General features: G+C 65.0%; 18 protein-coding genes and 2 pseudogenes. 13 read left to right on the forward strand and 7 right to left on the reverse strand.

The window, feature by feature from the left end; all coding sequences use genetic code 11:
* Positions 1–107 precede the first annotated feature (107 nt).
* On the reverse strand, positions 108–4,982 hold the full coding sequence (locus F3J19_RS12665) for a DEAD/DEAH box helicase (protein ID WP_240158909.1): 4,875 nt from the start codon (positions 4,980–4,982) through the stop codon (positions 108–110).
* A gap of 188 nt (positions 4,983–5,170) precedes the next feature.
* Positions 5,171–5,521 (reverse strand): carboxymuconolactone decarboxylase family protein, encoded by a 351-nt coding sequence (locus tag F3J19_RS12670; protein WP_167041651.1) that lies wholly within the window; start codon positions 5,519–5,521, stop codon positions 5,171–5,173.
* Between the two features lie 117 nt (positions 5,522–5,638).
* Between F3J19_RS12670 and F3J19_RS12675 the strand changes: the two genes are divergently transcribed.
* Positions 5,639–6,610: an AraC family transcriptional regulator gene (locus F3J19_RS12675; protein WP_167041654.1), complete on the forward strand. Its 972-nt coding sequence runs from the start codon at positions 5,639–5,641 to the stop codon at positions 6,608–6,610.
* 84 nt (positions 6,611–6,694) lie between these two features.
* Here F3J19_RS12675 and F3J19_RS12680 read toward each other — a convergent pair whose 3' ends face one another.
* Complete coding sequence (locus tag F3J19_RS12680) at positions 6,695–7,267, reverse strand: FUSC family protein (RefSeq protein WP_167041657.1); 573 nt, start codon at positions 7,265–7,267, stop codon at positions 6,695–6,697.
* A gap of 602 nt (positions 7,268–7,869) precedes the next feature.
* Here F3J19_RS12680 and F3J19_RS12685 point away from each other — a divergent pair.
* From F3J19_RS12685 to F3J19_RS12700, 4 genes and pseudogenes are all read left to right on the forward strand, one after another.
* Entirely contained in the window at positions 7,870–8,442 is a 573-nt protein-coding gene (locus tag F3J19_RS12685) for a DUF4142 domain-containing protein (RefSeq protein ID WP_167041660.1), read from the forward strand.
* Positions 8,439–8,783, forward strand: coding sequence for a DUF1488 domain-containing protein (locus F3J19_RS12690; protein ID WP_167041663.1), 345 nt, complete (start codon positions 8,439–8,441; stop codon positions 8,781–8,783). Before F3J19_RS12685 ends, F3J19_RS12690 begins: the two co-directional genes overlap by 4 nt.
* Before the next feature lie 93 nt (positions 8,784–8,876).
* Entirely contained in the window at positions 8,877–9,458 is a 582-nt protein-coding gene (locus F3J19_RS12695) for a hypothetical protein (RefSeq protein WP_167041666.1), read from the forward strand.
* A gap of 342 nt (positions 9,459–9,800) precedes the next feature.
* A pseudogene (locus F3J19_RS12700) lies at positions 9,801–11,249 on the forward strand (filamentous hemagglutinin N-terminal domain-containing protein); the annotation flags it as partial.
* A 391-nt stretch (positions 11,250–11,640) separates the two neighbouring features.
* Here F3J19_RS12700 and F3J19_RS12705 read toward each other — a convergent pair.
* Positions 11,641–11,835 (reverse strand): annotated as a pseudogene (locus F3J19_RS12705) (transporter); the annotation flags it as partial.
* Positions 11,836–12,368: 533 nt separating this feature from the next.
* Between F3J19_RS12705 and F3J19_RS12710 the strand changes: the two are divergent.
* The gene (locus F3J19_RS12710; RefSeq protein ID WP_167041672.1) at positions 12,369–13,859 is read left to right on the forward strand and encodes an RNA polymerase factor sigma-54; all 1,491 of its coding nucleotides are present in this window, start codon (positions 12,369–12,371) and stop codon (positions 13,857–13,859) included.
* A 44-nt stretch (positions 13,860–13,903) separates the two neighbouring features.
* Here F3J19_RS12710 and F3J19_RS12715 read toward each other — a convergent pair whose 3' ends face one another.
* Positions 13,904–14,218: a hypothetical protein gene (locus F3J19_RS12715; protein ID WP_240158910.1), complete on the reverse strand. Its 315-nt coding sequence runs from the start codon at positions 14,216–14,218 to the stop codon at positions 13,904–13,906.
* Between the two features lie 492 nt (positions 14,219–14,710).
* Here F3J19_RS12715 and F3J19_RS12720 point away from each other — a divergent pair, with 492 nt between their 5' ends.
* The 5 genes from F3J19_RS12720 to F3J19_RS12740 all read left to right on the forward strand — a co-directional run bounded on the left by F3J19_RS12720 (position 14,711) and on the right by F3J19_RS12740 (position 20,290).
* Complete coding sequence (locus tag F3J19_RS12720; protein ID WP_167041675.1) at positions 14,711–16,516, forward strand: peptidase S10; 1,806 nt, start codon at positions 14,711–14,713, stop codon at positions 16,514–16,516.
* A 122-nt stretch (positions 16,517–16,638) separates the two neighbouring features.
* Positions 16,639–17,376, forward strand: coding sequence for a FadR/GntR family transcriptional regulator (locus tag F3J19_RS12725; RefSeq protein WP_167041678.1), 738 nt, complete (start codon positions 16,639–16,641; stop codon positions 17,374–17,376).
* Positions 17,377–17,587: 211 nt separating this feature from the next.
* Positions 17,588–18,331, forward strand: a complete 744-nt coding sequence (locus tag F3J19_RS12730) for a (Fe-S)-binding protein (RefSeq protein WP_167041681.1) — start codon at positions 17,588–17,590, stop codon at positions 18,329–18,331.
* Positions 18,328–19,719 (forward strand): lactate utilization protein B, encoded by a 1,392-nt coding sequence (locus F3J19_RS12735; protein WP_167041684.1) that lies wholly within the window; start codon positions 18,328–18,330, stop codon positions 19,717–19,719. Before F3J19_RS12730 ends, F3J19_RS12735 begins: the two co-directional genes overlap by 4 nt.
* Positions 19,706–20,290 (forward strand): LUD domain-containing protein, encoded by a 585-nt coding sequence (locus F3J19_RS12740; RefSeq protein ID WP_167041687.1) that lies wholly within the window; start codon positions 19,706–19,708, stop codon positions 20,288–20,290. Before F3J19_RS12735 ends, F3J19_RS12740 begins: the two co-directional genes overlap by 14 nt.
* Before the next feature lie 40 nt (positions 20,291–20,330).
* Here F3J19_RS12740 and F3J19_RS12745 read toward each other — a convergent pair whose 3' ends face one another.
* Both F3J19_RS12745 and F3J19_RS12750 read right to left on the reverse strand, forming a co-directional pair.
* Positions 20,331–22,916, reverse strand: coding sequence for a mechanosensitive ion channel domain-containing protein (locus F3J19_RS12745; RefSeq protein WP_167041690.1), 2,586 nt, complete (start codon positions 22,914–22,916; stop codon positions 20,331–20,333).
* Between the two features lie 576 nt (positions 22,917–23,492).
* Positions 23,493–24,923 (reverse strand): sigma-54 dependent transcriptional regulator, encoded by a 1,431-nt coding sequence (locus tag F3J19_RS12750; RefSeq protein WP_167041694.1) that lies wholly within the window; start codon positions 24,921–24,923, stop codon positions 23,493–23,495.
* Between the two features lie 893 nt (positions 24,924–25,816).
* Here F3J19_RS12750 and F3J19_RS12755 point away from each other — a divergent pair.
* Both F3J19_RS12755 and F3J19_RS12760 read left to right on the forward strand, forming a co-directional pair.
* Positions 25,817–26,026, forward strand: coding sequence for a hypothetical protein (locus F3J19_RS12755; protein ID WP_167041697.1), 210 nt, complete (start codon positions 25,817–25,819; stop codon positions 26,024–26,026).
* 342 nt (positions 26,027–26,368) lie between these two features.
* Entirely contained in the window at positions 26,369–26,668 is a 300-nt protein-coding gene (locus F3J19_RS12760) for a hypothetical protein (protein ID WP_240158912.1), read from the forward strand.
* Positions 26,669–26,744: the final 76 nt, after the last annotated feature.

Here is a 26,744-nt window from a genome sequence, read left to right on the forward strand (position 1 = left end):
CGAAGCGTTTGAATTCAGGCGCATAAAACGCGTATAAAACGTTAACGGCCAGTGCGGACAAAAACTTCAGGATGGCGCCGCGCCAAGCCGTGTTTTCAGCAACGCCTTCACAACTTCCGTGCAAGCAGGGCACGCGCCCGTTCCCGTTCGACGGGATGCACATCGAGCGCGGCGTCGAAGCAGAACTTGCCGGCCACGAGCGTGGCCGCAACCACGCCGTCGCGATACAGCACGCGGTTTCCCGCGACCGCCGGCACGCGCTCGCCCACCAGCAGCGTGCCCGCGAGATTCAGCGGGTCCGTGCCGGCAACACAGACAAAAGCTCCGTCGTTCGCATGCCGCCGCACTTCGCGCAGCAGCGGAATCGCCTCGGGCAAGGCGAACTGCTCGCCGGCGAGTCCATTGACAAAACGTCCGCCGCGGATCACGCCGCGCGCTTCGAGCCGCTGGAACACGCGCAGCAGATCGCGCCACGGCGGCAGCCATTCTGCTTCGCGTTCGAGCACGCGCCAGAATACGACGCCATAGCGACGCAACAGTGTCATCGCGACATGTTCGAGCACCTCGGGCGGCAACGGGCGACGACGTTGGGGCAGGTTTTCCGCCGCTTTGACGTCGCTGCCGGTTGCGTGGGCCGCCTCGCTGGCTGCGGCGGTATCGGCGGCTGGGCGGCGGCTCACGAGCGCCCAGCGCCCCGCGTCGTCCATGCCGCCGATCAGCGCGCCCGATCGCGCGCGCCGGCCGCTCGAAAACGCGTTGCGCTTCGTGACCGGCTTGAGCAACGCGCGCAGGCCCGCGAAGCTGTCGGAGTTGACGAGTCCCGCGGCGACCAGTTCGCCGAGCGCGCCTTCGAGCTCCATCCGTAGCACGCGAATTTCCGCGAGCAGTTCGTCGAAAAACATCGCGCCGTGCTGCGCGAGCGCGTCGTACACGCTTTGCGCGAGCGCCGACAATTCCATCTGCCGCGCGGGATCGAGCAGCGCGCGCCACGTGCGGACCTCGGCGCGCGGCAGCAGCACGATCGGCGTGCTGCGGATCGGACCGGCGGTGCCGCGCGCGCGTTCGGTCAGGCGCGTCCAGACGAGCTTGCCGGAGCGGCATAGTTCGTCGAGCGAACTATTGGCATAGGCGCGCACGCGTGCCGGCAGAATGTCTTCTTCCCAGGCGGCGGCCGCGGCCTGGAAACCTTCGAGCTGATCGAGCGCGGCCGCAAGCGCATCGCGGCCTTCGGCGCGCGTGTCCGGCGTCAGATGCTGCCACTCGAACAGGAAGCGCATGAAGTCGTGCCGCTCGACCGGCTCGATTTCGCGCCGCAGACGCCGCACCGTGTAGCGATGAATGCGCGCGAGCAGATGCCGCTCGCACCATTCCTCGACGCTGCCTTGCGGCGTGAAGCGGCCGCGCAGCAGATAGCCTTCGGCTTCGAGCCGCACGAGCGCCTGCTCGACCTGGTGCGCGGGCAGGCCGAGCGGCTGTGCGATTGCCTCGACCGTGAGCGGGCCGAAGCCGGTCAGACGCGCGCGCAGCACGTCGACGAGCGCGTCGTCGGCGTTCCAGCTACCGGTGTAGCCCTTCGGCGCGCTCAGTTGCGGCGCGTAGTGCTCGCGCGGAATGCCGGGGTAAAGCGCGGCGAAGCAGGTGAGGCGTTCGGCGGGCAGCCACAGCGCGTCGCGGGTGGCCGTGCCGGCGTTTGCGTTTGCGTTTGGGCGAGCGGCGAGTGGCATGCGCGTGGCGCGTCCGGCTTGCGCGAGCGATGCGAGCAACGCCGGCCATTCTTCATACGCTTGCGCCTCGGCTTCGGTGATGCAGGCGAGACCCGTCAGCGCTTCGTGCATTTCGTCGGCGTTGCGCGCCTGCGGCCAAGCTTCGTCGCGCACGCTGTCGATCGCGGCGGCGTCGAGCGCGCCGAGGTCGTCGGTGCTCGACGGATCGCTCCAGCGGCGGTTTTGCACCGCCAGAGTGCGGCGTTCCTCGATCGGCGCGTCGTCGAGATAGGCGTACGGCTTCGCAGTCAGGATTTCGGCGGCAAGCGGCGAGGGCGCCGGCAGATCGCGCGCGACGAGCCGCATCTCGCCGTGCTCGATGCGGCGCAGCAGCGCGAGCCAGCGTTCGCTGTCCATCGCGTCGTGCAGGCAGTCGTCGATAGTTTGGTCGACGAGCGGGTGACGCGGCACTTCGCGCTCGCCGACGATGTTTTCGAGACACGCGGCCTGCTCGGGAAACACGCTCGCGAGCAGATCTTCGCTGCGCATCCGTTGCAGTTGCGGTGCGGTCTTGCGGCCACCCGTGTAGCGCGGCAAACCGAGCGAGGTCGTCGCGTTCCAGCGCCAGCGCACGCCGAAAAGCGGCGCGTCGAGCAGCGCCTGGATCAGCAGATGCTCGGCGCTGTTCGAATGCAGATAGCGCCATACGTCGTCGAGCACGAACGAATGGCTACCGGTCAGCGACAGCACGATCGCGTCCTCGGTCGCGGCCGCCTGCAACTCGAAATTGAAGCTGCGGCAGAAGCGCTTGCGCAGCGCGAGCCCCCACGCGCGGTTCACGCGGCTGCCGAACGGCGAGTGGATCACGAGCTGCGTGCCGCCCGATTCGTCGAAGAAGCGCTCCATCACGAGCGTGTTCTGCGTCGGCAGCACGCCGAGCGCGGCGCGGGCGCGCGCGAGGTAGTCGACGATCTGGCGCGCGGCGGGTTCGTCGAGCGCGAGGTGGTCGATGAGCCAGGCGACGGCGTGGTCGATGCGCGGCGAGCCGGCTGGCGTGGAGGTCGTGAGGGTTGCGCTCGCGGGCGGGTTCGTCGCGGTTGCGGTTGCAACCGGGTTTGCAACCGCGTTTGCGCATTTATCGTCACCAGGTGCTGGCGATGCGACTGCGTGGGTCGCAACGGGTTGCGCCTGCTGTTCAATCGCGGCTGTTGCCTTGGCTTTGCGCCGGGTTTTCGCAGCCGCTTTTGCCGGTGCAGCTATTGTCGCGCCGGTCGCGGCTTCCGCTTCGATCTCCGCCTCGGCTTTTGCGCTGACTTCTGCCTTAACGTCGACTCCCACCGACTTCGCCACCCCCAGCGCCCCCGGCTCGCGCTCCGTAAGCAGCCGCTCGATCTGCTCGCGCAAGCGCGCGACCGCGAACGACAGTTCATCGCTGCGCCCCGGCGCCTCGCCGAGCCAGAACGGAATGTTCGGCGGCTGCCCCTGCGCGTCCTCGACACGCACGCGGCCGCTCTCGATGCGCAGAATCCGGTACGACGCATTGCCGAGCTGGAACACGTCGCCGGCCAGGCTCTCGACCGCGAAGTCCTCGTTGACGGTGCCGATGTTGATTGCCTGCGGTTCGAGCACGACCGCGTAGTCGGCGTTCTCGGGAATCGTGCCGCCCGAGGTGACGGCGACGAGCTTGCCGCCGCGCCGGCCGCGCAGCGTGCCGCTGACCGCGTCGCGATGCACATAGGCGGCGCGCGGCCCCTGGCGGCTCGTGTAGCCGTCGACGAGCATGCGCAGCACCGCGTCGTATTGCTCGCGCTCCAGTTCGGCATACGGCGCGGCGCGGCGGATCATCTCGAACAGTGCGTCCTCGCTCCACTCGGTGCTCGATACTTCCGCGACGATCTGCTGCGCGAGCACGTCGAGCGGCGCGCGCGGAATCCTTAGCGCGTCGAGTTCGCCGCGCCGCACGCAATCGAGCAGCGCCGCGCATTCGAGCAGATCGTCGCGCGACGCCGGAAAGAGCCGCCCCTTCGGCATGCCGCCGACGTGATGGCCCGAGCGTCCGACGCGCTGCAGAAACGGCGCGATCGCGCGCGGCGAACCCATCTGGCAGACCAGATCGACGTCGCCGATATCGATGCCGAGTTCGAGCGACGCAGTCGCGATCAGCACGCGCAATTCGCCGCGTTTGAGGCGCTGCTCGGCATCGAAACGATGTTCTTTCGCGAGGCTGCCGTGGTGCGCGGCAACCGCCTCCTTGCCGAGCCGTTCCGTGAGATGCCGCGCGGCACGTTCGGCCATGCGGCGCGTGTTGACGAACACCAGGGTCGTGCGATGCAGCGCGACGAGTTCGGCGAGGCGATCGTAGACGCGCTCCCACACTTCGTTCGGCATCACCGCTTCGAGCGGCACGGGCGGGATGTCGAGCGCGAGGTCGCGCGCGCGAACATGGCCGACGTCGACGATCGCGCAATCCACGGGCGAGCCGTGTTCGATACCGGTTCCGCCGACCAGAAAACGCGCCACCGCATCGACCGGCTTTTGCGTCGCGGAAAGACCGATGCGCGGCAAGCGCCGCTCGCACAGCGCGTCGAGTCGTTCGAGACTGAGCGCGAGATGGCTGCCGCGCTTGCTGCCCGCGAGCGCATGAATTTCATCGACGATCACCGTGCGCGCCGTCGCCAGCATGCGCCGCCCCGAATCGGAGCCGAGCAGCACGTAGAGCGATTCGGGCGTGGTGACGAGAATGTGCGGCGCGCGTTTTTTCAGTGCGTTGCGTTCCTGTTGCGTGGTGTCGCCGGTGCGCACGGCCGTGCGGATCTCGAGCGGCGGCAGGCCGAGCGCGTCGAGTTCGGCGGCGATGCCCGCGAGCGGCATCTGCAGATTCAGGCGGATGTCGTTCGAGAGCGCCTTGAGCGGCGAGACGTAAACCACGAGCGTTTCGTCGGGCAGCGTGCCGCCGTTCGCGAGTCCTTGCTGGACCAGTTCGTCGAGTGCCGAGAGGAACGCGGTGAGCGTCTTGCCGGAGCCGGTCGGCGCGGCGACCAGCGTCGAGCGACCGCTGCGGATCGACGGCCAGGCGGCGGCCTGGGCGTCGGTGGGCGCGGCAAACGTCTTCAGGAACCAGCCGGCGACGGCCGGATGAAAACCGTCCAGCGCGCCGTCCAGCGCGCGCTGCGTCGGCGCGGGTTTCACCGCGGGCCGCGCAGGGCTCGCGCGCGAGCGGGATTGCCTCGCGTGCGGAGTCGCGTCGAGCGCGGCAGAAGTCCTGGTCGAAGAAGTCATGCTCGTCTAGATGAGGGCGGCGCGCGGCATATCCAGTGGCGATGCGATGCGAGGCGGGCGGCCCGGATTTTGTCGCGGCGCGTCATATCGAATCGTTCGGCGTCGGAGTCAGTCTCGCAGTTTTTTGCGACTTTTGCGCGGCACGCCGGGATTTGCGTGGCCTGACCTTGCGCCCAGGCATCCGCCGATTACTTCGCGGCGTCCTCGCTATAAGCCGCCACGGCGTCCATCGTGCGGGCCGAGTACACGAGCGTCGCGCCCGCGTTGACCGCCATCGCGACGCCGAGCGCTTCAGCTATTTCCTCGCGCGTCGCGCCGTGTTTCAGCGCCTCGGCCGTGTGCACGGTGATACAGCCGTCGCAACGCAGGCTGACCGCGACCGCGAGCGCAATCAGTTCGCGCGTCTTCGCGCCGAGCGTGTCGGTCTTCTGGCCGGCGCCCGACATCGCCCGATAGGCCTTCACGGTGTCCGGCGCGAGCTTCGACATCTCGCCGATACGGCCGAACAGTTCCTTGCGGTAATCGATCCAGTTCAACATGGCAGTGCTCCTTGGTCTGTGGCGCACCGGCGGATGCCGGCGTCGTGGGAGAAAGTATTGCGCGCCGCCGCGATATCCCGAATACTCGGTTCGCTCAACTTTTAGCGCGGGCGTCTCATGGACACACTCAGCCGGCTGATCGACCTCGCCCGTCCGCAAGCGAGCCTCGACTTGCGCTGCATGCTCTCGGGCGCGTTCGATATCGATCACGCGCCGATGGAAGCGGGCATCGCGCCGTTTCACCTCGTGCTCGGCGGCGCGTGCGCGATCGACACCGCGGGCGGCGCCGTCGAATTGCAGGCCGGCGACTTCGTGCTGTTTCCGCGCGGCGCGGCGCATCGCGTGCGCGACCTGGGGCGTTCGGCCGGCGCCGCGCCGTTGGCGCTCGGGCATGACGGCATGCTGCCGGTGCGGCGCAACGACCGCGCCGCGGCGGCTCGCGAATCCGGCGACGCCGCCTTGCCCGATGAGCCCGACGTCGATCTGCTGTGCGGTCGCTTCGTCTACGCGCCGGGTTCGTCGGCGCTGCTGCTCGACGCGCTGCCCGATCCGTTGCACGTATCGCTCGGTGGCGCGCGGACGCTCGGCACATTGCAAACGGTGATCGCGCTGATGCGCGGCGAGGCGGAGCGCCGTCAACCCGGTGCGTTCGCGATCGTCACCGCGCTGAGCCACGCGCTCTTCGCGATGGCGTTGCGCGTATACGGCGAGCATGCGGCGCAGAGCACCGGCGTGCTCGCACTGCTGACCGACGCGCGGCTTGGCGCGTCGGTGCAGGCGATGCTCGATGCGCCCGAGCGTGCCTGGACGATCGCCGAACTCGGCGAGCGCGCGGCGATGTCGCGCGCGACCTACGCGCGTCGTTTCAACGAGCGCGCGGGCGTGACCGTGATGGACTTTCTCACGCGGATTCGCATGACGATCGCGAGCGATCTGCTGTTGCGCACGCGCCGCAGCGCGGCGGAGATCGGCGAGGCGGTCGGCTATCAATCGGAAGCGGCATTCGGCAAGGCGTTCGCACAAAGCGTCGGCATGACGCCCGGACGCTACCGGCGCCGCGCGCAAGCGGACGATGCTTCGGAAACCTGATGAGATGCCGCTGGGCGTCAGGGCATGCCGCGGTGCCGATGGCCGGGTTCGCCGCGAACCTCGCGGCGGCGCTGGCGTGCAACGCTAGCCGGATTGTCCGGATTTGCCGAACGCACGCCGTTCGAGCGAGGACATGAGCCATGCGACCAGCAATGCGCAGACGGTGCCGAGCGTCACTTCGGCGAGCCGCAGAAACGCTTTGTCCCACACGGGCCCGATGCCGGGCACGAGCAGCATGATCGTCGCGGTGACGCCGCCCAGCCGCGCCGCGCTGCCCACGTTGACGACCCAGCAGATCATGATCGCGACGGCCACCGTTGCCGCATAGACCGCGAAATGACCGCCGCCCGCGAGCGTGCCGAGGAGACCGCACACGCCGCCGACCATTGCGCCGATGAACTGGTCGCGCGAGAGCTTGCGCGTGTCGATATAACTGTGCTGGCTGACCGCGATCGCGGTGATCGCGGCCCAGAACGCCTGTTCCGTATGCAGCGCGCGGCCGATCGCGAACGCGAGACTCGCGCCCGCCACCGCCTGCACGGCCATGAAGCCGCCTTCGATGAGCCGGTCGCCGAGCGGCAGCGTCTTGAGGAAAGCGAACAGGGCGTCGGCGGTGGACGTACGCGCGGATTGCCGTGAATCGTCGGAGGGAGTCATCGAATGAAGGCGCCTTGCCGCAGCATGGAGGTGCCGTATTCTAGCGACTCCGCTTCGGGGCGCTCAAGCTTGAGTTTGTGCGCGGGCTCGTGCGAAGGCGGCGGGCAGGGTCGTGGCGAGGTCGAGGTTCCGATGAGCCGCATATGGAGCGTTGGACCGGTGCGGCTCGCAGCCGGAGTGCCTGGTTTGGTGTACCGAGGTGGCTGGCGTGCGGTCCGCCATCAACGAGCAGTGATCCTTATCAAATCCCTGAGCGAGGTGGGTCGATGTGCCGACGATCGGGCAACGATCGCTCCTTCGACGTTCGACATTACCGATGCGCGAAATACACAAGATGCCCGATATCAACGCGGCTTCGATTTCGCTCCGCAATGTGCGAATAGCCCGCATCGCGTGACCTCGCGCGGCAGAACGCCTCGCCGGATATGGGCACGTGTTTTGCTCCCAACGCTTTAGCAAAGGGGGCCGTCATGCAAATGCATAACGAGCAAACGCCGATCGCGCGAACGACGAAGCACAAGGGGTTGCATGAGCGAGAGCGATGGTCTGCAAGCGCCGCCGCTTCGATGTATCAGCATGGTGTGTCAACAGGGAGAAAATGCATGACATTCCGGTATTCCCTACAAGTGTTGACGATGGCGCTGGCCGTGGCGGGCATCGGCGTCGCATCGACCGGCACCGTCCATGCGCAGGCAAGCGAGGCCCCGACCGGCGCCGCGCCGGTTGGCGGCACGACACTTTCTCCCGCCGATCAGCAGTTCGTGCTCGAAGCTTCGACGTCCGATACGACCGAAATCGCCGCAAGCGAAGTCGCGCTGAAAAATTCGCACGATCCGCAGGTCAGGAAGTTCGCACGACAAATGATCGCCGACCACACGAAGCTCTCGCAGGGCATGGCGGCGCTCGTCGCGAAGAAGGGCTTCAAGTTGGCGCCGTCGGCGGATTCGGCGCTGGTCGGCAAGCTGCAAACGCTAAAGGGCACTGTGTTCGATCAGGCTTACGTCGAGCAGATCGGCGTGGAGGCGCATCAGCGCGCGGTCGATCTGTTCCAGCAGCAACGCGCGAGCGGCACCGATGCGCAACTGAAGGCCGCGGTCGCGCATGCGCTGCCGACCATCCGGCATCACCTCGACATGGCGCGTCAGCTCGCCGGCAAGATGAAGGGCTCGTCATGAACGCGACCCTGCCGCGGCCTGCTTATGAGGATTCCTTTATGCAGATCATTTTCCCCGATGAGCAACCCGTTTTCGACGGGGCGAATCTGACGGTTTGCTTCATCGCGCGCGTGCATGGCGAGCCGGTCGTGTGCGCGATTACCGCCGAGGCGCTCGAAGATCATTTCGGTGCCGATTCGGCGCTCGAACCGGCCTTGATGGAGGCGTTCGACAGGGGGCGCCAGCGCATCCGTTCGGTCTGCGCGGAAGCGCTCGACCAGAACGACGGAGAAGGCGTAGTGTTGCATAGCGGACTGTTCCGAGTCGAAGGCCTGGAGCCGGATCGCGGCGCTGCGGCATAGCGCGCTCGCGTGCCGCAGCGCCGCGCTTTCTCGATGCGCCATGCAAAGGCGCGGACAGGGGCCGTGAACGCCTTTCATCGATAAGGAGGCGATATGTCACTCATCGTTGCAGCACGCTTTACGACTTTTCCCACCGCGGAAAACGCCGCGCAAAAGCTCTTCAATACCGGGTTCGTCGAAGAAGACGTGACGCTGTTTTTCGTCAATCCGCGCGGCCAGCACGCGCATCATCCGATCGGCGGCAATATGGGCACCGACCCCGGCGCGCGCGACGCGCCCAAAGGCACGGGAATGGGCGTGACGATCGGCGCGGTGATGGGCGCAGTCGTCGGCGTCGCGATCTTCGCGGCGTTTTCGGCCCCGCTGCTCGTTTCGCTGATCGCGGCCGGGGTCGGCGCGTATGCCGGGTCGCTGGCGGGCGCGATGTCGCGCACGCGCGAGCACGCAAAAACGGGGTACAGGGTGCCGTATCACGAAGAGTTGCGCGATTCCGGCGTGCTGGTCGCCGTGCACGTGTCGCAGGACAATCAGCTCGAAGCCGCGCGCGTGTTGCGAGAGGCCGGGGGCATGGCGATCGAAAAGGCGACCGGGCGCTGGCAGCAGGGACGCTGGGCCGATTTCGATCCTTCGAAAACGCCGGAGCCGTTCAATGAGTTTGTGGAGAAGCGGGCGTAGGTTGGGGCGGCGGTATGAATAGAACGGCTCGATGGATTCGGGCCGTTTTTTTGTGCAGCTGAGTGGTAGCTATCGCACGAATTAACTTATTGCCATCTCGTTAATAAATAAAAATGATGATCTTGGTGGGTGCATGAGATTTGATGATGTTTTCTTGATTTTAATTGTTGGAGTGTCTGATATTTATTGTCGAATTTTTATTTAATTGTATTTTTAAATGTCAATCGGACAATTCCTATTTGTATTTTTATTTTCTGATTCGTGTGCAATTAACTTTTATTAAAAGAATAAAATTGATGTATGCGGTATTTTGAGGCGGTTAAAAAAACACGCTTCCTAAAGATGAACAGGAATACTTTTCGGCTCGTCTATAGCCGGCTTCGGGATATGCCCGTTGCAGTTGCAGAAACGGCCATTGGCCACGGCAATGTATGTCAAGGGGAAACTCTTCCGTCCGTCTCAAATCGACGCATGACTCTTTTCGCGATGCGTCACGCAGTTTTTGCCGTGCTCGTGCTGTCCGGATTTACGCCCGAGTTTTCGAATGCGCAGATCGTGCCCTCGGGTGCGCATGCGCCAACGGTCATCCAGACGCAGAACGGTTTGCCGCAAGTCAATATCAACAAGCCGGGTGGCGCGGGGGGTTCGGTCAACACGTATTCGCAATTCGACGTGCAAAAGCCGGGCGTGATTCTGAATAACTCGCCGACCATCGTTCAGACGCAGCAGGCGGGGCAGATCAATGGCAATCCGGATCTGTCGCCGGGACAATCGGCGCGGATCATTCTGAATCAGGTCAATAGCAATTCACCGAGTCAATTGCGTGGTTATCTCGAAGTCGCCGGCAATAAAGCGGAAGTGGTGGTGGCGAACGGCTCGGGCATCGTCGTCGATGGCGGCGGCTTCATCAATACGACGCGCGGCATTCTGACGACCGGCACGCCACGGCTCGACGCCAGCGGCAATCTGACCGGCTTCGACGTGGCGGGCGGCAACATCACCGTGCAGGGTGCGGGGCTCAATACGCGCAACATCGATCAGGTCGATCTGATTGCGCGCGCGGTGCAGGCGAATGCCGCGATTTACGCCAATACGCTCAATGTCGTGACCGGCGCGAACCAGGTCGATCACGACACGCTGGCGGCCACGCCGATCGCGGCTAACGGCGCATCGCAAGGCGTCTCGATCGACGTGAGCCAGCTTGGCGGCATGTACGCGAACCGGATCGTGCTCGTCGGCAATGAGAAGGGAGTCGGCGTGTCGAACGCGGGCGTCATCGAGGCGCAGGCGGGCGACCTCACGCTGACCACGCAGGGCAAGCTGGTGCTCAGCGGCACGACGGGCGCAAGCGGCAATCTCTCGGTGTCGGCGGCAGATGGAGTCGACAACAGCGGCACGACCTCGGCGCGTCAGTCGGTGTCGATCAATACGTCCGGCACGCTCGTCAATAGCGGCACGCTGGCCGCGCAGCAGGGGCTCACGGTGAACGCGGGCAGCATCGCCTCCACCGGTTCGCTCGGCGCGGGCATCAACGACGACGGCCCGGTTGCACAGTCGGGTGATCTGGATCTCTCTGCAAACGGCACGCTGTCGGCGACGGGCCAGAACATGGCGGGCGGCAACGCGACGCTGCGGGGCAGCGATGTAATGCTCGCCGGCAGCCGGACCATCGCCCATGGCGCGCTCGATGTGTCGGCCGCGCAAACGATCGATACCAGCACGGCGACGCTCGATGCGGCGCAGCTTTCGCTCAGTGGTACGAACCTCGTCAATCACGGTGGCACGATCACGCAGATCAGCGCGACGGACGTGAATAACACCAACGTTGCGGCCGAGAACTCCGCGACCGGAGCGACGGGTGGCACGCTCGGCGCCAACCAGCTGATGAAGGGGACCCAGGTCAAGGCACCACAGACGGTTGCGGGCAGTAGCGGCTCGTTGAACCTGAGCCTGCCGAAGAGCGGACTCTATACGTTCGCGAGCGCACCCGATGCGTCGTATCTGGTCGTAACCGATCCGCGTTTGACGAGCTATACGGGCTTCATCTCGTCGGACTACATGCTAGGTCAGCTTGGCCTGAATCCGCAGAGCGTGGAGAAGCGTCTCGGCGACGGCCTGTACGAAGAACAACTGGTGCGCGAGCAGATCACCCAACTCACCGGGCGTGTCTATCTGCAGGGTTATGCGTCGACTTGACGTTCTTCGCCGCGAGCAGATCCGCCTTGACCTTGGTCGTGATGGCGCCGTCGTCGATGTGCTCGCCGATGGTTTCCGATGACGCGGACGGCGCCGTCGTCGCGGTCTGTGCGGTGGCATTCAGGGCGAATGCGACGACAGCGATGCTGCTCGCGGTCTTCAGAAGCTGGATCGTCTTCATGGTTTCTCCTTCGGGTGTTGATGAGAATGGACGGTTTTGTTGCTGGTGACCGATCGTGGCCGAAATCGCTGATGATCCACGTAGAGCCGTTGCCACGACGACTCCATCGGGGCCCGTTTTTCGCCATCGCTCGACACCGAATGCGACGCTTGCAGGGACTTTTCTATTGGCCGAAGCTCACATCCGTCATGCCGAATCGGGCTGCAAGCAGTGTGCCAACCACGTTCGTGCAGACGACTCATGCACACGTATCGCTGTCGAAAAAGCGTCGCGGCATCGGGTTCGTGGCCGAGGATGAGTGCATGAACGATACGCGTCGAGTTTCGCGTGGTCGTCCGATAACGTGGACCGGAAATTTCAGGGCGCTTGTAAAAAAGGGCGTCTCCCGCCTATGCAGATACGCGAGCCCGAATAGCCAAAGCGTAAATAAAACAGCAGCTTGAGAAACCTGGTACGACAGTTGCTCCAATGAGCGAAAGCAGCTTTCCTGGCCCTTGGCTGTTACGGCTATCAACGAACGGAATCTCACGCCAATGCCTTCCATCGAATTACGTACGAGGCAATCGCTTGCACTGACGCCTCGGCTTCAGCAATCGGTGCGCCTTCTGCAACTGTCGGCGCTGGAGTTTCAGCAGGAATTGCGCACGGCACTCGATACGAATCCGTTCCTCGAATACGATTCGTCGGAAACGGAAGACGTCGCGCTAGCCACGACGTCGCCGGCCGAAGAAGCGGGCGCGCTGCCCGCGGCCGATACGCTCGCCGCCGAACCCGGTGCGTTGCCCGCCGAAAACGCCGATGGCGACACGCTGGAAAGTACAGGTCAGGACGACATGCCCGGCGATTTTTCGGGCGACTACGGCGCTCGCACGTCGACACGTCAGAACGGCGATGCCGATGGCAGCGATCCGGCCGATTGGGCCCGCTCGCAGCCGACCTTGCGCGAGCAGTTGCACGATGCGCTGCGTCTTTACCGGCTCGACGACCGCGACCGCGCGGTGGCGCGCTTCATCATCGAGGCGCTCGACGACGACGGCTATCTGCGGCAATCGCTTGCCGATCTTGCCGACAGCGTGGCCGATAGCGTCGAACTCGAACCGGCCTTGACCGAGGAAGACCTGCTCGTTGCACTGCGTCTCGTGCAGTCGCTCGATCGCCCGGGGCTCGGCGCGCGTTCGCTGTCGGAATGCCTCGCACTGCAGATCAACGCATTGCCCGACGATACGCCCGGACGCGAGGTGGCGCGGCAGATCGTCGAGCATCATCTCGAACGTCTCGCGCGCCGCGAGCAGGCCGAATTGCAAAAGCAGATCGGCTGCGGCGCGGAAGAGTTGCGCGTGGCCTGCATGCTCGTGCGCAAGCTCGATCCGAAGCCCGGCAATTGCTATGGCCGCGCCGAGGACAACTACGTGGTGCCCGACGTGATCGTGCGTCAGGCGCGCAACAAGTGGGTCGTGTCGGTCAATCCGGCCGTGCAGCCGCGCGCGCGGATCCATCGCATGTATGCGCGGCTTTTCGCGCAGTCGGCGGGCGCGAGCCGTTCGCCGCTCGCGCAGCAGTTACAGGAAGCGCGCTGGCTGATCCGCAATGCGCAGCAGCGCTTCGATACGATTCAACGCGTCGCCGAGTGCATCGTCGCGCATCAGAAAGCGTTCTTCCAGTACGGCGAAATCGCGCTGAAGCCGATGGTGTTGCGCGACGTCGCGGACGAACTCGGTCTGCATGAATCGACGATCTCGCGTGCAACGGGCAACAAATACATGGCCACGCCGCGCGGCATTTTCGAATTCAAGCATTTCTTCCCGCGCGAACTCGGCACCGAAAGCGGCGGCACCTGTTCGGCCGCCGCGGTGCGCGCGCTGCTCAAGGAGATGATCGCCGCCGAGAACACGCGCGATCCGCTCTCCGACGTGACGCTCGCGAAGATGCTGGCCGATCAGGGCGTGCTCGTCGCGCGGCGCACGGTGGCGAAGTATCGGCATTTGATGAAGGTGCCGCCGGCGGAATTGCGCCGGCAGTTCTGATGGCAGGTTCAGGCGCAACGCGCCTGATCGCGCGTTCCTTACTATCATCGTCGGCTCGCGCGTGAGCCGCGCCACCCAGACTCCTCGTGATCCATCGTGCGCGCGAGGCCGATGCGCTCCCAGCCGGGGCAGCCCCACACAGCCACAAACTCGATCTCGAAGCAGATGAGCTGCCACCCAAAAAGCCTGGCACGATGCCATGCGACCCAGTTCGCGAACAGCAGAATATAACGGCACTCTTCCTGCATGACCGGTTCGAACGCATCGATGAGTTCGGGCGGAAAGGAACCGGAGCGGCGTGCGAGTTCGAAAAATCCGAATGCAAAGAATCTGTCCACGCATTCGCCGTAGCCGGTCACGAGATAGGCTCACTCGGCGTCTTTCAATAGACATAGGGCGGCTCGCTGGCAAGCGTGATGCCGTATGCCCGCACATGCGCGATAGCACCTCTTTGCGGCGGCCTTCTTCCCATGCGTTGAGCGTGAGCGCGTTGGGCTGTTCCTGCGGCAGGTGCGGTACGCGAAAGCCGGGGCGGCAGCGTGGCAGCGTCGCATGCATCCTGTACCGGTTGCTCCATGGGCAACGCTCGGCAAGACGGCATCTTCGATTCTGCACGATGCACGACATACGTGCGAGGTCGCGGCGCGGCAGAAGCCATTTGTAATGTCGCGCCCGCAATGACAGGACGGTTGACGTCGCGCGGACTTGCGTCAAGAATCGAGCGCCGGGTGCGTTCCTGAAGCGGATTGACGAGGCCTCATCCGGCGCTTCTTGCAGCGCTGCTTTCCGCACTTCTGCCCGCGCCTCATCCGGCAATTCCGGCGCGTCTCGACTCGTGGTTGGGGAACTTCATGATCCTTCGTTTCCGTGTTTCGTTGCACCGCTTCCATGCGGCGGGATGGCCGGTCGCAGCGCTGGCGGCGACGTTTTCCATCGTCACCCTGGCGTCGTTCAGTGAACGAAGCATGGCGGCCACCCCTGGCGATTTGCCGAATGCAACGCAAAGCGCGCAGGCGGTGGAGCGCGCGGCGTCCGGACCCGCCGCGAATCAGCCCACGCCCGGCAATGCGGGCGAGCCGAACGCCACGACCTCGCGCACCGGTACGGAGCCGCGCAAACATTCGGCTTCACAATGGAATACGCAAGCAGCAACGAATGCCTCGGACGCCACGGCAACATCGCATGCCACGGATACCACGGATGCCACACAACACGACGGCAAACCATCGACGCCCGCCATTCCCGTCCCGCCGGAAACCACGAGCGTCACCACGCATTCGCTGCGGCTCGATGGCCGCAAGCTCGACTACACCGCGACGGCCGGCAATCTGCTGCTGCATGACAAGACCGGCGCGGCCAACGCCAGTGTCTTCTATGTCGCCTACACGGTGCCGGGCAAAACGCCGGCGACGCGACCCGTCACCTTCCTGTTCAACGGCGGCCCCGGCGCCGGCAGCGTGTTCCTGATGATGGGCTCGTTCGGACCGAAGCGCGTACGCACCGCGAGTCCCGCGAGCACGCCGCCCGCGCCGTACACGTTCGAAGACAACCCCGACAGTCTGCTCGACACGACCGACCTCGTCTTTATCGACGCGGTCGGCGCGGGCCTGTCGAGGATCGTCGGGCATGGCACGGGCAAGGATTTCTGGGGCGTCGACGAAGACCTCAACGCGTTCGCGCAGTTCATCGATCGCTATCTGACCGTGAACCAGCGCTGGGATTCGCCGAAGTATCTGCTCGGCGAATCGTATGGCACCGCGCGCGCCGCGATGCTCGCGTACAAGCTCGGACAGAACAATATCGCGCTGAACGGCGTGATCCTGATGTCGTCGGTGCTCGATGCGTCGGCGTTCTCGCCGGGCTTCGATTTAAAGAGCGAGAGCTATCTGCCGAGTTTCGCGGCTATCGCGTGGTATCACGACAAGATCACGCCGAAGCCCGCGAGCTTGCCGGCGTTTCTCGACGAAGCGCGCGCGTTCGCGCGGGGACCTTACGCACAGGCCCTTGCGCGCGGCGATGCATTGCCCGATGCCGAGCGCGATGCGATTGCCGCGCGCATTGCGTACTTCACCGGGCTCGACGTGGGCTATGTGAAGCGCAATCGTCTGCGGCTTTATCCGTCGCGTTTTCGCAGCGAGTTGCTGCGCGACCGCTCGCGCACCGTCGGCCGTTACGACGCGCGTTTCGAAGGCATCGACTTCGACGACGCCAACGAGCATCCCGACTTCGATGCGTCGGTGAGCGGTATCTCGAGCGCATTCGACGCGGCGCTGCATCGGCATTTCGCGGAAGACCTGCACTTCACGCCGGCGGACCGCTACGAGGTTTTCAACGACGACGCGCTGCGCCAATGGGACTGGAAGCATCGCGAGTGGTGGGGCGAGCGCTTGCAGTTGCCGTACCCGGCCGGCGATCTGGCCGAGGCGATGCGGCAGAACCCGCAGTTGCGCGTGATGTCGCTGAACGGCTACTTCGATCTCGCTACGCCGTTCTACGCGACCGAGTATGCGCTGGCGCATCTCGGCATCGATTCGCCGCTGCGCGAGAACGTGCGCATCACGTACTATCCGACCGGACACATGATCTATCTCGACGATGCCGCGCTGCATGCGCTCAAGCACGATCTGGCGAGCTTCTACGCCGCGCAGCCGCATTGAGTGTCCGCACGAAAGCGTGTCGCGCGCATGAAATCGGCGTGGAGTCGAAAGGTATAATTCCACGCACCGTGGGGCAGGCCGCCGCCGCTTGCTCCACCCACCGGTTTCACCGATCGCCGCCCATGCCATTCACTCCGATCCCGTCTTTTACGCGCAAACGCATTTCCGACGTGGTGTCCGACCAGGTCAAGCAACTGATCTCGGAAGGCACGCTGATGCCCGGCGACCGTCTGCCCGCCGAGCGCGATCTCGCGGCGCAGCTCGGCGTATCGCGGCCGTCGCTGCGCGAGGCGCTGATCCGGCTCGAAGCGGACGGCTATATCGAAACGTCGGGGCGGGGCGGCTTCACGGTGGTCGACGTCACCGCGCCGATTATTTCGAAGCCGCTTGCCGAACTGCTGCTGCAGAATCCGCGTACCAGTGCCGACATTCTGGAGTTGCGCCAGGGGCTCGAAGCGATTTCGACCGTCTACGCGGCGCAGCGCGCGACCGCCGCGGACCTCGAGCGGATCGGCACGGCGTTCGAGGCGCTGAAGGCCGCTTCGCTGTCGCGCGATCGCACGAGCCTCGCCGAACTCGACGCCGCGTTTCACCTCGCGATTGCCGACTCCACGCACAACGTCGCGCTCGCTCATGTGATGCACGGGATTCATACGCTGATTCGCGAGGGTATGCGGCAATATCATCGCTTGATCGATTACGATGACGCGATGGAAAAGCAGTTGATGGCTCAGCATCAGGCGATTTACGACGCCGTGATCGCACGCGATGCGCAAAAGGCGCGCAAGGCCGCCGAGCGGCATCTGGCGTTCGTGCGTGAAATCTATAAGGAAGACGCGGCAAAGCCGTCGCCGGCATGAATGCCCGATTCCCCGCAGCTCGCGCGTAGCGGCGAAGCACGCGGGCCAGAGCGCCACGGAACGGATTGACACCGATTGACACCACTCGTGGACTTTCTTATAGTCTTGGTCAGACCAACATGACCAAGTGAGCCGAAGTCGCCACTGCTGCCGGTGGCGGCCATGCCGGCCACGGTCCGATTGGCGTCATCCCCGCCTTTTTAAAAAGCCTATGAAAGTCGCGCTGTTTATCCCGTGCTTTATCGACGCGTTCTATCCGGAAGTGGGCATCGCCACGCTGGAACTGCTCGAACGCTTCGGCATCGAGGTCGACTATCCGCGCGAGCAAACCTGCTGCGGCCAGCCGATGGCCAATAGCGGCGCGCATGCCGACGCGGCCGCCACCGAGCGGCTTTTTGCGCGCAATTTCGCGGGCTACGACTATATCGTCGGGCCGTCCGCGAGCTGCATTCATCACGTGCGCGAACATCTGACCGCGCTCGAACAGACCGACGCAGTGAAGAAGGTGCGGGCGAGTGCCTATGAACTGGTCGAGTTTCTGCATGACGTGGTCGGCGCGCGGGAATTTCCCTGGGCCGAGTTTCCGCATCGCGTCGGTCTGCACAATAGCTGCAGCGCGCTGCGGCATCTGAAGGAGGCGTCGGTGTCGGAAATCAGGGGCACGCCGTTTTCGAAGCCGCGTACTTTGCTCGAAGGCGTGAAGGGCATCGAGTTCGTCAAGCCGGCGCGGCCCGACGAATGCTGCGGTTTCGGCGGCACGTTCTCGGTTACGGAAGAGGCAGTGTCCGTGCGCATGGGGCAGGACAAGGTGCGCGATCATCTGAATGCGGGCGCCGAGTACATCGTTTCGGGCGACATGTCGTGCCTGATGCATCAGCAGGGCTGCGCGGAACGCATGCAGGCCGAGGCGCGCTTCATCCATATTGCGCAGGTTCTCAATGGAGCGCGCGCATGAGCCGCATCGATCACGCCAAGGCCGCGGGCGCGTTCATCAAAAAGACCGAGCACGTCGCGTTTCACGATCGGCGTCTATGGGACTTGCGCGAGAAGCGCGACGCGCAGGCGCACGGCATCGCCGAATGGGAAACGCTGCGCGTGCTCGCGTCGGGCATCAAGGAACATACGCTGTCGCATCTGGCCGACTATCTCGAACAGTTTGCGGCGGCGGCCGAAGCGAACGGTGTGATCGTGCATTGGGCCGCCACCGCCGAGGAGCACAACGCGATCGTCCATCAGCTGATGTCCGAGCGCGGCATGACGACGCTCGTGAAGAGCAAGTCGATGCTGACCGACGAATGCCGGATGCGCGAATACCTCGAACCGCGCGGTATCACGGTGATGGAAACGGATCTCGGCGAACGCATCCAGCAACTCGATCATCAGGACCCGAGCCATATGGTCGTGCCCGCCGTGCACAAGCTGCGCGCGGACGTGGCCGAACTGTTCGGCCGTACGATCGGCACCGATCCGGACAATAGCGACATTCACTATCTCGCCGAAAGCCAGCGCATGAATACGCGGCCGTATTTCGTGCGCGAAAAGACGGCCGGCATGACCGGCTGCAATTTCGCGGTGGCGGAAACGGGCACGGTGGTCGTCTGCACGAACGAGGGCAATGCGGACCTTTCGGCGAACGTGCCGCCGCTGCATATCGCGTCGATCGGCATCGAGAAGCTGATTCCGCAAGTATCGGACCTCGGCGTGTTCGTCCGCATGCTGTCGCGCAGCGCATTGGGTTCGCCGATCACGCAGTACACGTCGCATTTTCGTGCGCCACGTCCCGGCACCGAGATGCATTTCATCCTCGTCGATCATGGCCGTTCGGAGCGGCTCGCGATGGAGGACTTCTGGTACTCGCTCAAATGCATTCGCTGCGGCGCGTGCATGAATACGTGCCCCGTGTATCGGCGCAGCGGCGGGTTGTCGTATGGCGGCACCTATTCGGGGCCGATCGGCGCGATCATCAATCCGACTTTCGATCTGAAACGCTATAGCGCCTTGCCGTTCGCCTCGACGCTGAATGGCAGTTGCAGCAACGTGTGTCCGGTGAAGATCAATATTCACGAGCAGATCTACAAATGGCGCACGGTGATCGCCGAGCGCCACGAAGTCCCGTTCGTGAAGCAGGAAGTCCTGAAGATGGCGGGGCGTCTGCTCGCGAGTCCGACCTTGTATCGCGCGACGGTGTCGTCGATGGGCGGCGCATTGCGGCGCTTGCCGAATTTCGTGCTCTACAACCCGCTCAATATCTGGGGCAAGCAACGCGACTTGCCGGAAGCACCGAAGATGACTTTTCACGCATGGTACAAAAAGAATCGCGGAGGCGGCGATGACAACGCGTGAGGCTTTTCTCGCGAAAGTGCGTGCCGCGCAGCCCGAGGCGCGGCCGCGTCCCGAGGTGCCGCTTTTCGAGTCGGCCGGCGGCGATCCGCGCGCGCGTTTCACCGCTGCATTGGAGGCGATGGGCGGCGCCTGCGTCGAAGCGTCGAGCGCGAGCGAGGTGAGTGCATTGATTTGCGAGCGCTTCGGCGCGATGGCTTCGGTTGCCTCGGCAACGCCCGAGATACCGGGCACGCGCGAGCTTGCCGCGGGCACGGCCCCGGCCTCGCTGCAGGACGTCGAGGTCGGCGTGGTGCGAGCGCGCTTCGGTGTCGCCGAAACGGGGTCGGTCTGGTTCAGCGAGCGCGAGTATGTGGTCAATGCGCTCGGCTACATCGTTCAGCATCTCGTGGTTCTGCTCGATCCGGCGCAATTGCTCGATGGCTTGCAGGACGTTTACCGCCGCGACGATTTTCGCGAGGCACGTTATGCGGCGCTCGTCACCGGACCTTCCGCGACCGCCGATATCGAAGGCGTGCTGATTCGCGGCGCCCAGGGCGTGCGCTCGCTGACGGTCGTATGGATCACGGCGTGAGGTATCGGGTGCTCGCGCCCGTCATGGGGCGCGGCACGTCTCACGCATGCGGCGACGCCGGCCCCGGATTGCCGGCCGGACCCGGCTCGACCGGTATCTGATCTTCCACCGGCGCGTCGCCCTTGCGGGACGCCTTGCTTTCCATCTGCCCATGTCCGGGCTCGTGCGGCGTGCGGGGATCGGTCTTCACCGCATGGCTCTCCGGGTCCCACGTCAGCAGATGACGCTGCGGATTCGCGATCTCGATGCTGCGTTCGCTGAAGCGCTCGACGATGCGCCGGTTGAATTCGCGCTGCACGCCCCAGCGCGCCGTATCGCGGCATTGCATCTGACCGGCCAGCGTGACGGCCGAGCCGTCCACTGCATCGACGCCCCAGAACGCAAAGTCCGACAGGATGCCGTTCTGGAACTTCTCGTCGGTGCGCAGCGACGCGCCGATTTCCTTGAGCGTGTCGATCGCGCGCTCCACGTCCTGGCCGAACACGATGCTCACGCGCACGGCCGCATTGCCGAGTCCGCGATTGGTATTGTTCACGGTCGACACCGAACTGAACGGCACCGTGAACAGCGAACCATCGCTGCCGCGCAGCCGCACGGTGCGGATCGACAGATATTCGACGGTGCCTGACACGCCCGCGAGCGTGACCCAGTCGCCGACCTGCATCGCGTTTTCCATCAACAGGAAGATGCCGGTGATGAAGTCCTGCACGAGCTTTTGCGAGCCGAAGCCGAGCGCGACGCCGAAGATGCTCGCGCCCGCGAGCAGCGGCCCGATGTTCACGCCGAGCTCGCTCAGGCCGGTCAGCACGACGACGAGCGCGATCACGCAGAACAACGCGCTGCGCAGCATCGGCATCAGCGTGCGCAGCCGCGCGGCGCGCATCAGATCGCCGCGCTCGGTCCAGCTGTCGAGGCGCCGTTCGGCCGCCACGTTGACGGCTTCCCACACGGCCAGCGCAATCACTGCGGCCACGCCGATCGTCGCGAGCGCCGAGGCGAGCCGGTGGCCGATCGTGCCTGTGCGGAACAGATCGACGACGTCCACACCCCATGCCTGCAACAGCGCGAGCGCGGTGACGATGCCGATGATCCAGCTCACGAGCCGCCGCAGCAGCGGGTAATAGCGGTACGCGTGCTGATGCACGAGCGAGCGCGATGCTTCGTCCTGCACATGAAAAATACGCGCGAGCGCGCCGAAGATCACGATCGACGCGAGCCGCGCGCCGACCAGGATCGCGAGCGTCATGCCGCCGACGTGCATGAGCGTGTGATAGCCGTTCTGCACGTCGAAGGCCCAGACGAACCAGAGCGCCATGACGATCACGACCGTGACCCAGGCCCATGCGTCGGCGAGCGCGTTGCCGAACATCTGCAACGATTCGTTCGTGGAGAAGCGCTGGCGGATGCGCTTGCCGACTGGCTTCGCGCAGCGCAGTACGAGGATCGAGATCATCACGTGGCCGACGAGCGCGACCACCTTCAGCAGCGCGAGATGCGCGGCGTCGTTCATGCCGAGCGCCTGCGCGACTTCGGCGAGCGCGACACCGGCGCCGACCACGCCGACGATGCGCGTGATCCACTGGAGCACGAACGCGGCCCACGCGTCGCCCATGCGCAGCAGCCGCAGACGCGGCGCGCCCGGCTGCAGGAAGCACGCGCCGACGATCACGATGCCGCGGCACAGCGTGTAGACGTCGACGAGCGAATCGAGCGCGCGGTCCTGCGGCGTGCCGGTGTCGGTGAAGAACGACATCAGCGCGCCCGCCGCGCCGACGAAGACCGCGAGCGGCAGCAGCCGCAGCACGGTGATGAGCAGCGCGCGCGGCAGGCGTTGCAGCAGCGTCCAGTGATGCGTCGCGTTGCGCTTGCCTTCGGCCTCCTCGGCGGACGGCGTTGCTTCGGCGGCGGCCGGTCCGATGGCGACGGCCTGCGTCCCGGCTTCGAGCACGGGTGGCACCGGCGGCATGCGGGTCGGTACGTCGATCTCCTGCGGGTACGCGGCGCTGTCGCCGCCTTCATCCTGTTGCGTGCGCTCGCGACGCGCCGCGAGCGCCAGGTACGCGCGCCGCAATAGCCGGCGCGTCAGCCATTCGAGCAGCAGCGCCGGGATCAGCGCGGCGAGCAGCGACCACAGGACTTCGAACAGCACCGAGCGGGCCTGCGGATTGGTGAACTGCCAGTTCCACCAGGCGCGCACCGAGGCGACGTCGAGTAAGGCCGCGACCGAGCCGCGCAGCGACTTCGCCAGATACGCGGCCCAATACGCGCCACGGCGCGCGATCTGCGAGGCGAGACCGTTGGTTTTGAACGCGTCGGGTACGAGCGAGGCCGTGCCGCTGGCCGCAGCCGCAGCCGAGGCAGGGGGCGATGCAGCGGCTGGCGCGGAAGCGGGCGGCGCGCTCAGCGCGTCGGCGGCGGCGATCGCCTGCAGCGTAGCGGCGATTTGCGCGCGCCGCTGCGGATCGTCGAGTACCGCGAGTGCCTCGCGCGCCTGCTCCGGCGTCAGGCTGATCGCGGCAGCGGAAGCAGGCGAGGCGGCAGGCGAGGCGGCAGGCGTGGCGCAGAGGGCCGGCGCGGCGCCGGCAAGCAGGACAACGAAGAACCAGAGACGCAATAGTTTTTGCATGGGGTCTGAAGCAGATCTGAAGCGGCCGTAAAGCCAAGGGGATGCAACGAATGCGGACGATTGTGCCGGAATGCGGGACGTGTTTCAGCGACACTGACCAAGGACCGACACCCGCCGGGGCGCACAAGTTCCTCGCGCGGCGGTCCGCCGGACGGCCCGGAGCGCCTGGAGCGGGCAGAGACGGCGTGCTTGCCCGGGCTTACGGGCGAAGTAGCACGAAGCCTGCCCGGAGCCGGTTCAGGTGGAAAACAGAGGGGTGGAAAGGGCGTGGCGCGCTCGGGTAAACGGGCGTGACGGCGGCTCAGCAGCGTGTGGACGACCACTAGCGGATGCCGGCTCGCGGCACGAATCGCTACCCAGGAGTGGGGCAGGCCGAGGAGAAAATTCCAGCGATGCGACGGCGCGGCAAGTACGGTGCGACGATCTCAGTGCGGCGATCGCCACGGAACTCGATCACAGGACCCGATAAGCGTATGCAGTCAACCAGGCATGCGCCGTCACCGACAACAACACCAGGCGCTTTCAACCGCATGACCCTCGACCGGCCCGCCGCGCAAAAAAGCGCTTAAACCTCGCTCATGCCACGGACGATGCCTGCCGCTCCGCCTCGTCGTCGGCATCGGCGCCGCCCTGCGCGCCGCGTGTGCCGCCCGGCTCCTGATGCAGCCGGTTCGCATGCATGAGCCGGTACAGCGTCGCGCGCGAGATGCCGAGTTCGGCCGCGGCATCGGAGAGCTTGTAGCCGTGCCGCAGCAACGCCTGTTCGATGCCGTCTTTCTCGGCCTTGCTGCGGATTTCCGCGAGCGTGATGGCCGGGCCGCCATGCGTTTCCGGCAAGCCGAGATCGCTCGCGGTGATGAAGCGGCCCTCGCTCATCACGACCGCGCGGCGCACGCAGTTGATCAACTCGCGCACGTTGCCCGGCCACGGATAGTTCGACATCGCGACGATCGCGTCGCTCGACAGCCCGCGCAGTTTGCGCGCGCCGTCCTGGCGATACATGCTGAGCGCATAGTTGGCGAGCAGCTTGATGTCGCCGCCGCGCTCGCGCAGCGGCGGCTCGACGAGGCGCAGCACGCAGAGCCGGTGATAGAGGTCAGAGCGGAAGCGGCCGTCCTCGACCGCGCGGTCGAGATCGACGTGGGTCGCCGAAATCACGCGCACGTCGATGCTGATCGGGCCATTGCCGCCGAGCCGCTCGATCGTGCCTTCCTGCAGAAAGCGCAGCAGCACCGCCTGGCACTCGTGCGGCATGTCGCCGATTTCGTCGAGAAAGAGCGTGCCTTCGTGCGCGCTTTCGATTCGGCCGATCTTGCGTTGCAGCGCACCGGTAAACGCGCCGCGCTCATGGCCGAACAGTTCGGCCTGCAACAGGCTCGGCGGGATCGCCGCGCAATTGATCGCGACGAAGGGGCGGCTCGCGCGCGGCGAGCGCTCGTGAATCGCACGGGCGGTCAGTTCCTTGCCCGTGCCCGATTCGCCCGCGATGAACACCGGCGCGTCGGTCACGCCGCATTTGTCGATGCGGCGGTAAAGCTGCTGCATCGGCTCGCTTTGCCCGACCATGCCGTGCCGGCCGAGCGAGGGTTCCGGCGCGATGCGCGGCTGGCGCAGGCTGGAGAGGCCGTGCGCGTGCCCGAGCGCGAACACGAGCCGGTCGTTGAGCCACGGCTGCGTGACGAAGTCGAAGCAGTAATCGAGGATAAAGCGGCTGACCAGTTCGTTCTCGCTCTGGCCCGGCACGATCTGCGCGACCCAGTTGGTCTGGACGCCGCACATGCACGAGGCCAGTGCGGAGAGTTGCTGCGAGGTGCAGTCTTCGGGCAGTTGCACGAGACCGACCTTGATGTTGCCGCGTTCGATCATCCGTTCGGCGGCGGCTGTGCTTTTCGCATGCACGGCTTGCCAGCCGGACGCGGCCAGAAATTCGACGAGCTTAGGGTCGGGCGAGTTCGCCACGCACAGAACGGTGCGCTCCGTGTCGGCAGGCGTGCAGGTGGTAGTCATGATTCCCCCGGTTCGATACAGCTGTCAGGACTGCTGTGCGACGTACTGGCCAGATAGGCCGTGCGCGCGCCAGCCGCCTGTGCCTTCTGCAGGCCGCTCCGGTTGCACGGTTCCGGAGCCGCCCTCAACGCGTAACGGTCAGAGACAAGCCGGTAGCGACGCACAGACGGCAGCGGCGGATCGCGGAAACGGGAGCGGCGTGGTGCGAACCGCCACGCACTCGATGCGGGATGAATCAGGCAATGGCGCCGCAAATAGCGTTCATTGCTGAAACTGCCCGACGACTTTATCCCCGAATCGTGAAAACCACTAGAACCGATTGTCTCGCTCACTGCCTGATTTGTTTGCCTCGTTGACCTGATATCGGCGCTCTGATTGGCACATAGCCCCTTAACGATAAGCGAAAGCGACCAGGAGCGCCATACGAACATGCATGGATAAAGAAAGGATTTGCACGTTATCGGACTGACTTGAGCGGCTAAAGAATAAACGGTCAAGCCCACTTATGAGTGGCATCTAACATTAGATGACAAACTTCTAAGCATTTAGCGAAGTCACCGGTTCGCGACAGGCATGCGCGCGTGTTTCAAGCTTGCGACAGATTGGGCAGGCTCCGGCGGGCCGGTTTGCCGTTGCGCCGCGAGCGGTATCTTTGACCGGCCGCGCCGCGCAAGCCCCGCGCGGCCGGACCCGCGTTGCCCATGGCCGGGGGCGCGAGCCGGTAAATCGCGCCACGCGGAGCGCGATCGGATCACGAGGCTGCTTTATGGCGTGTCATGAACGAATCAATGCGCGCTATGCGGAGTGCGCGGACCGAAGGCGGGACGGCAAAAGCGCCGCGTCGGATCGCTAACGCCGACGATCGCACAAGGCTTTGACGGCGGCGGCGGTGCTTGGAACGGGTGTTGGCATGGCCATTGCAACAGGACGCCCGCACAAAAAAAGTTTTTGCCGCCGCTTCAATGGCACGGGGAAAGCCGGATTTAAAAAAATGGCGGCAAAAACAGGTTACTCGCGGACATGGCCGGGGAAGCCAATATCTGTTTGCGGTAGCGCGGCGGGGCCGAATAAAAAAGCAAGCGTCGGATAAAAAAGATGAGTGAAAGATTTTTGAAATCGGTCATTCAGAATCGAGCGACGAGAGGTATCGGACTCACCGTTTTCCTTTTCGGCTTTTGGTCAGGCCGACACGAAAAGGACGACGATAACGACAGGTGATGCGATTGCAACGTTTGCGAGCGACGCGCCGATCGAACGGAAGGGGCAGCGCCGGATCAGGACCTGGCCGGCGCGATGAAGCGGGGAGAGAGGCCACAGTCTCCGTAGAGAGACGGAGGTACGAGGTGAACTGGGTGCCGTGTCCGTGGTTCGACACGGGCACGGCGGCCCGGACGAGCGCCGGACTGTGCCGCATGGCGCAGTCCTGTCCGATATCGGGGGATGTCATGGAACAACTGATTCGCAAGCCGGCCGCCGTCCGCGCGGCCGGTGTTTCGAGGGCTCGCGGACTGGTCTGGCGGCGCCATGTGGTGGCGTCGCGGGCGCGCTTCTTTGCCGAGGCGCGCGTGTCGTCGGTCGATCTGCTGACGCTGGTGGTCGCCGATGCACTCAGGCGCAAGGCGCAGGCCGAGATCCGGCGCGACCTGCTGCGTGACGCCCTGTATGAAATGCCGCCGACATGCGGGCGGCAAGCCGAACGGGACGTGCGGCGGCCATCGGAGGATGACGACGAAGGCGGCTCGTAGCGCGACGCCGATCGACAAAGCAGGTCACCCCTTCCGTACAAGAGTACAAGAAAGAGCTGCCGGATAACGCCCTCGC

This window comes from Burkholderia sp. Ax-1724, assembly GCF_011752995.1.
GTDB lineage: Bacteria > Pseudomonadota > Gammaproteobacteria > Burkholderiales > Burkholderiaceae > Paraburkholderia.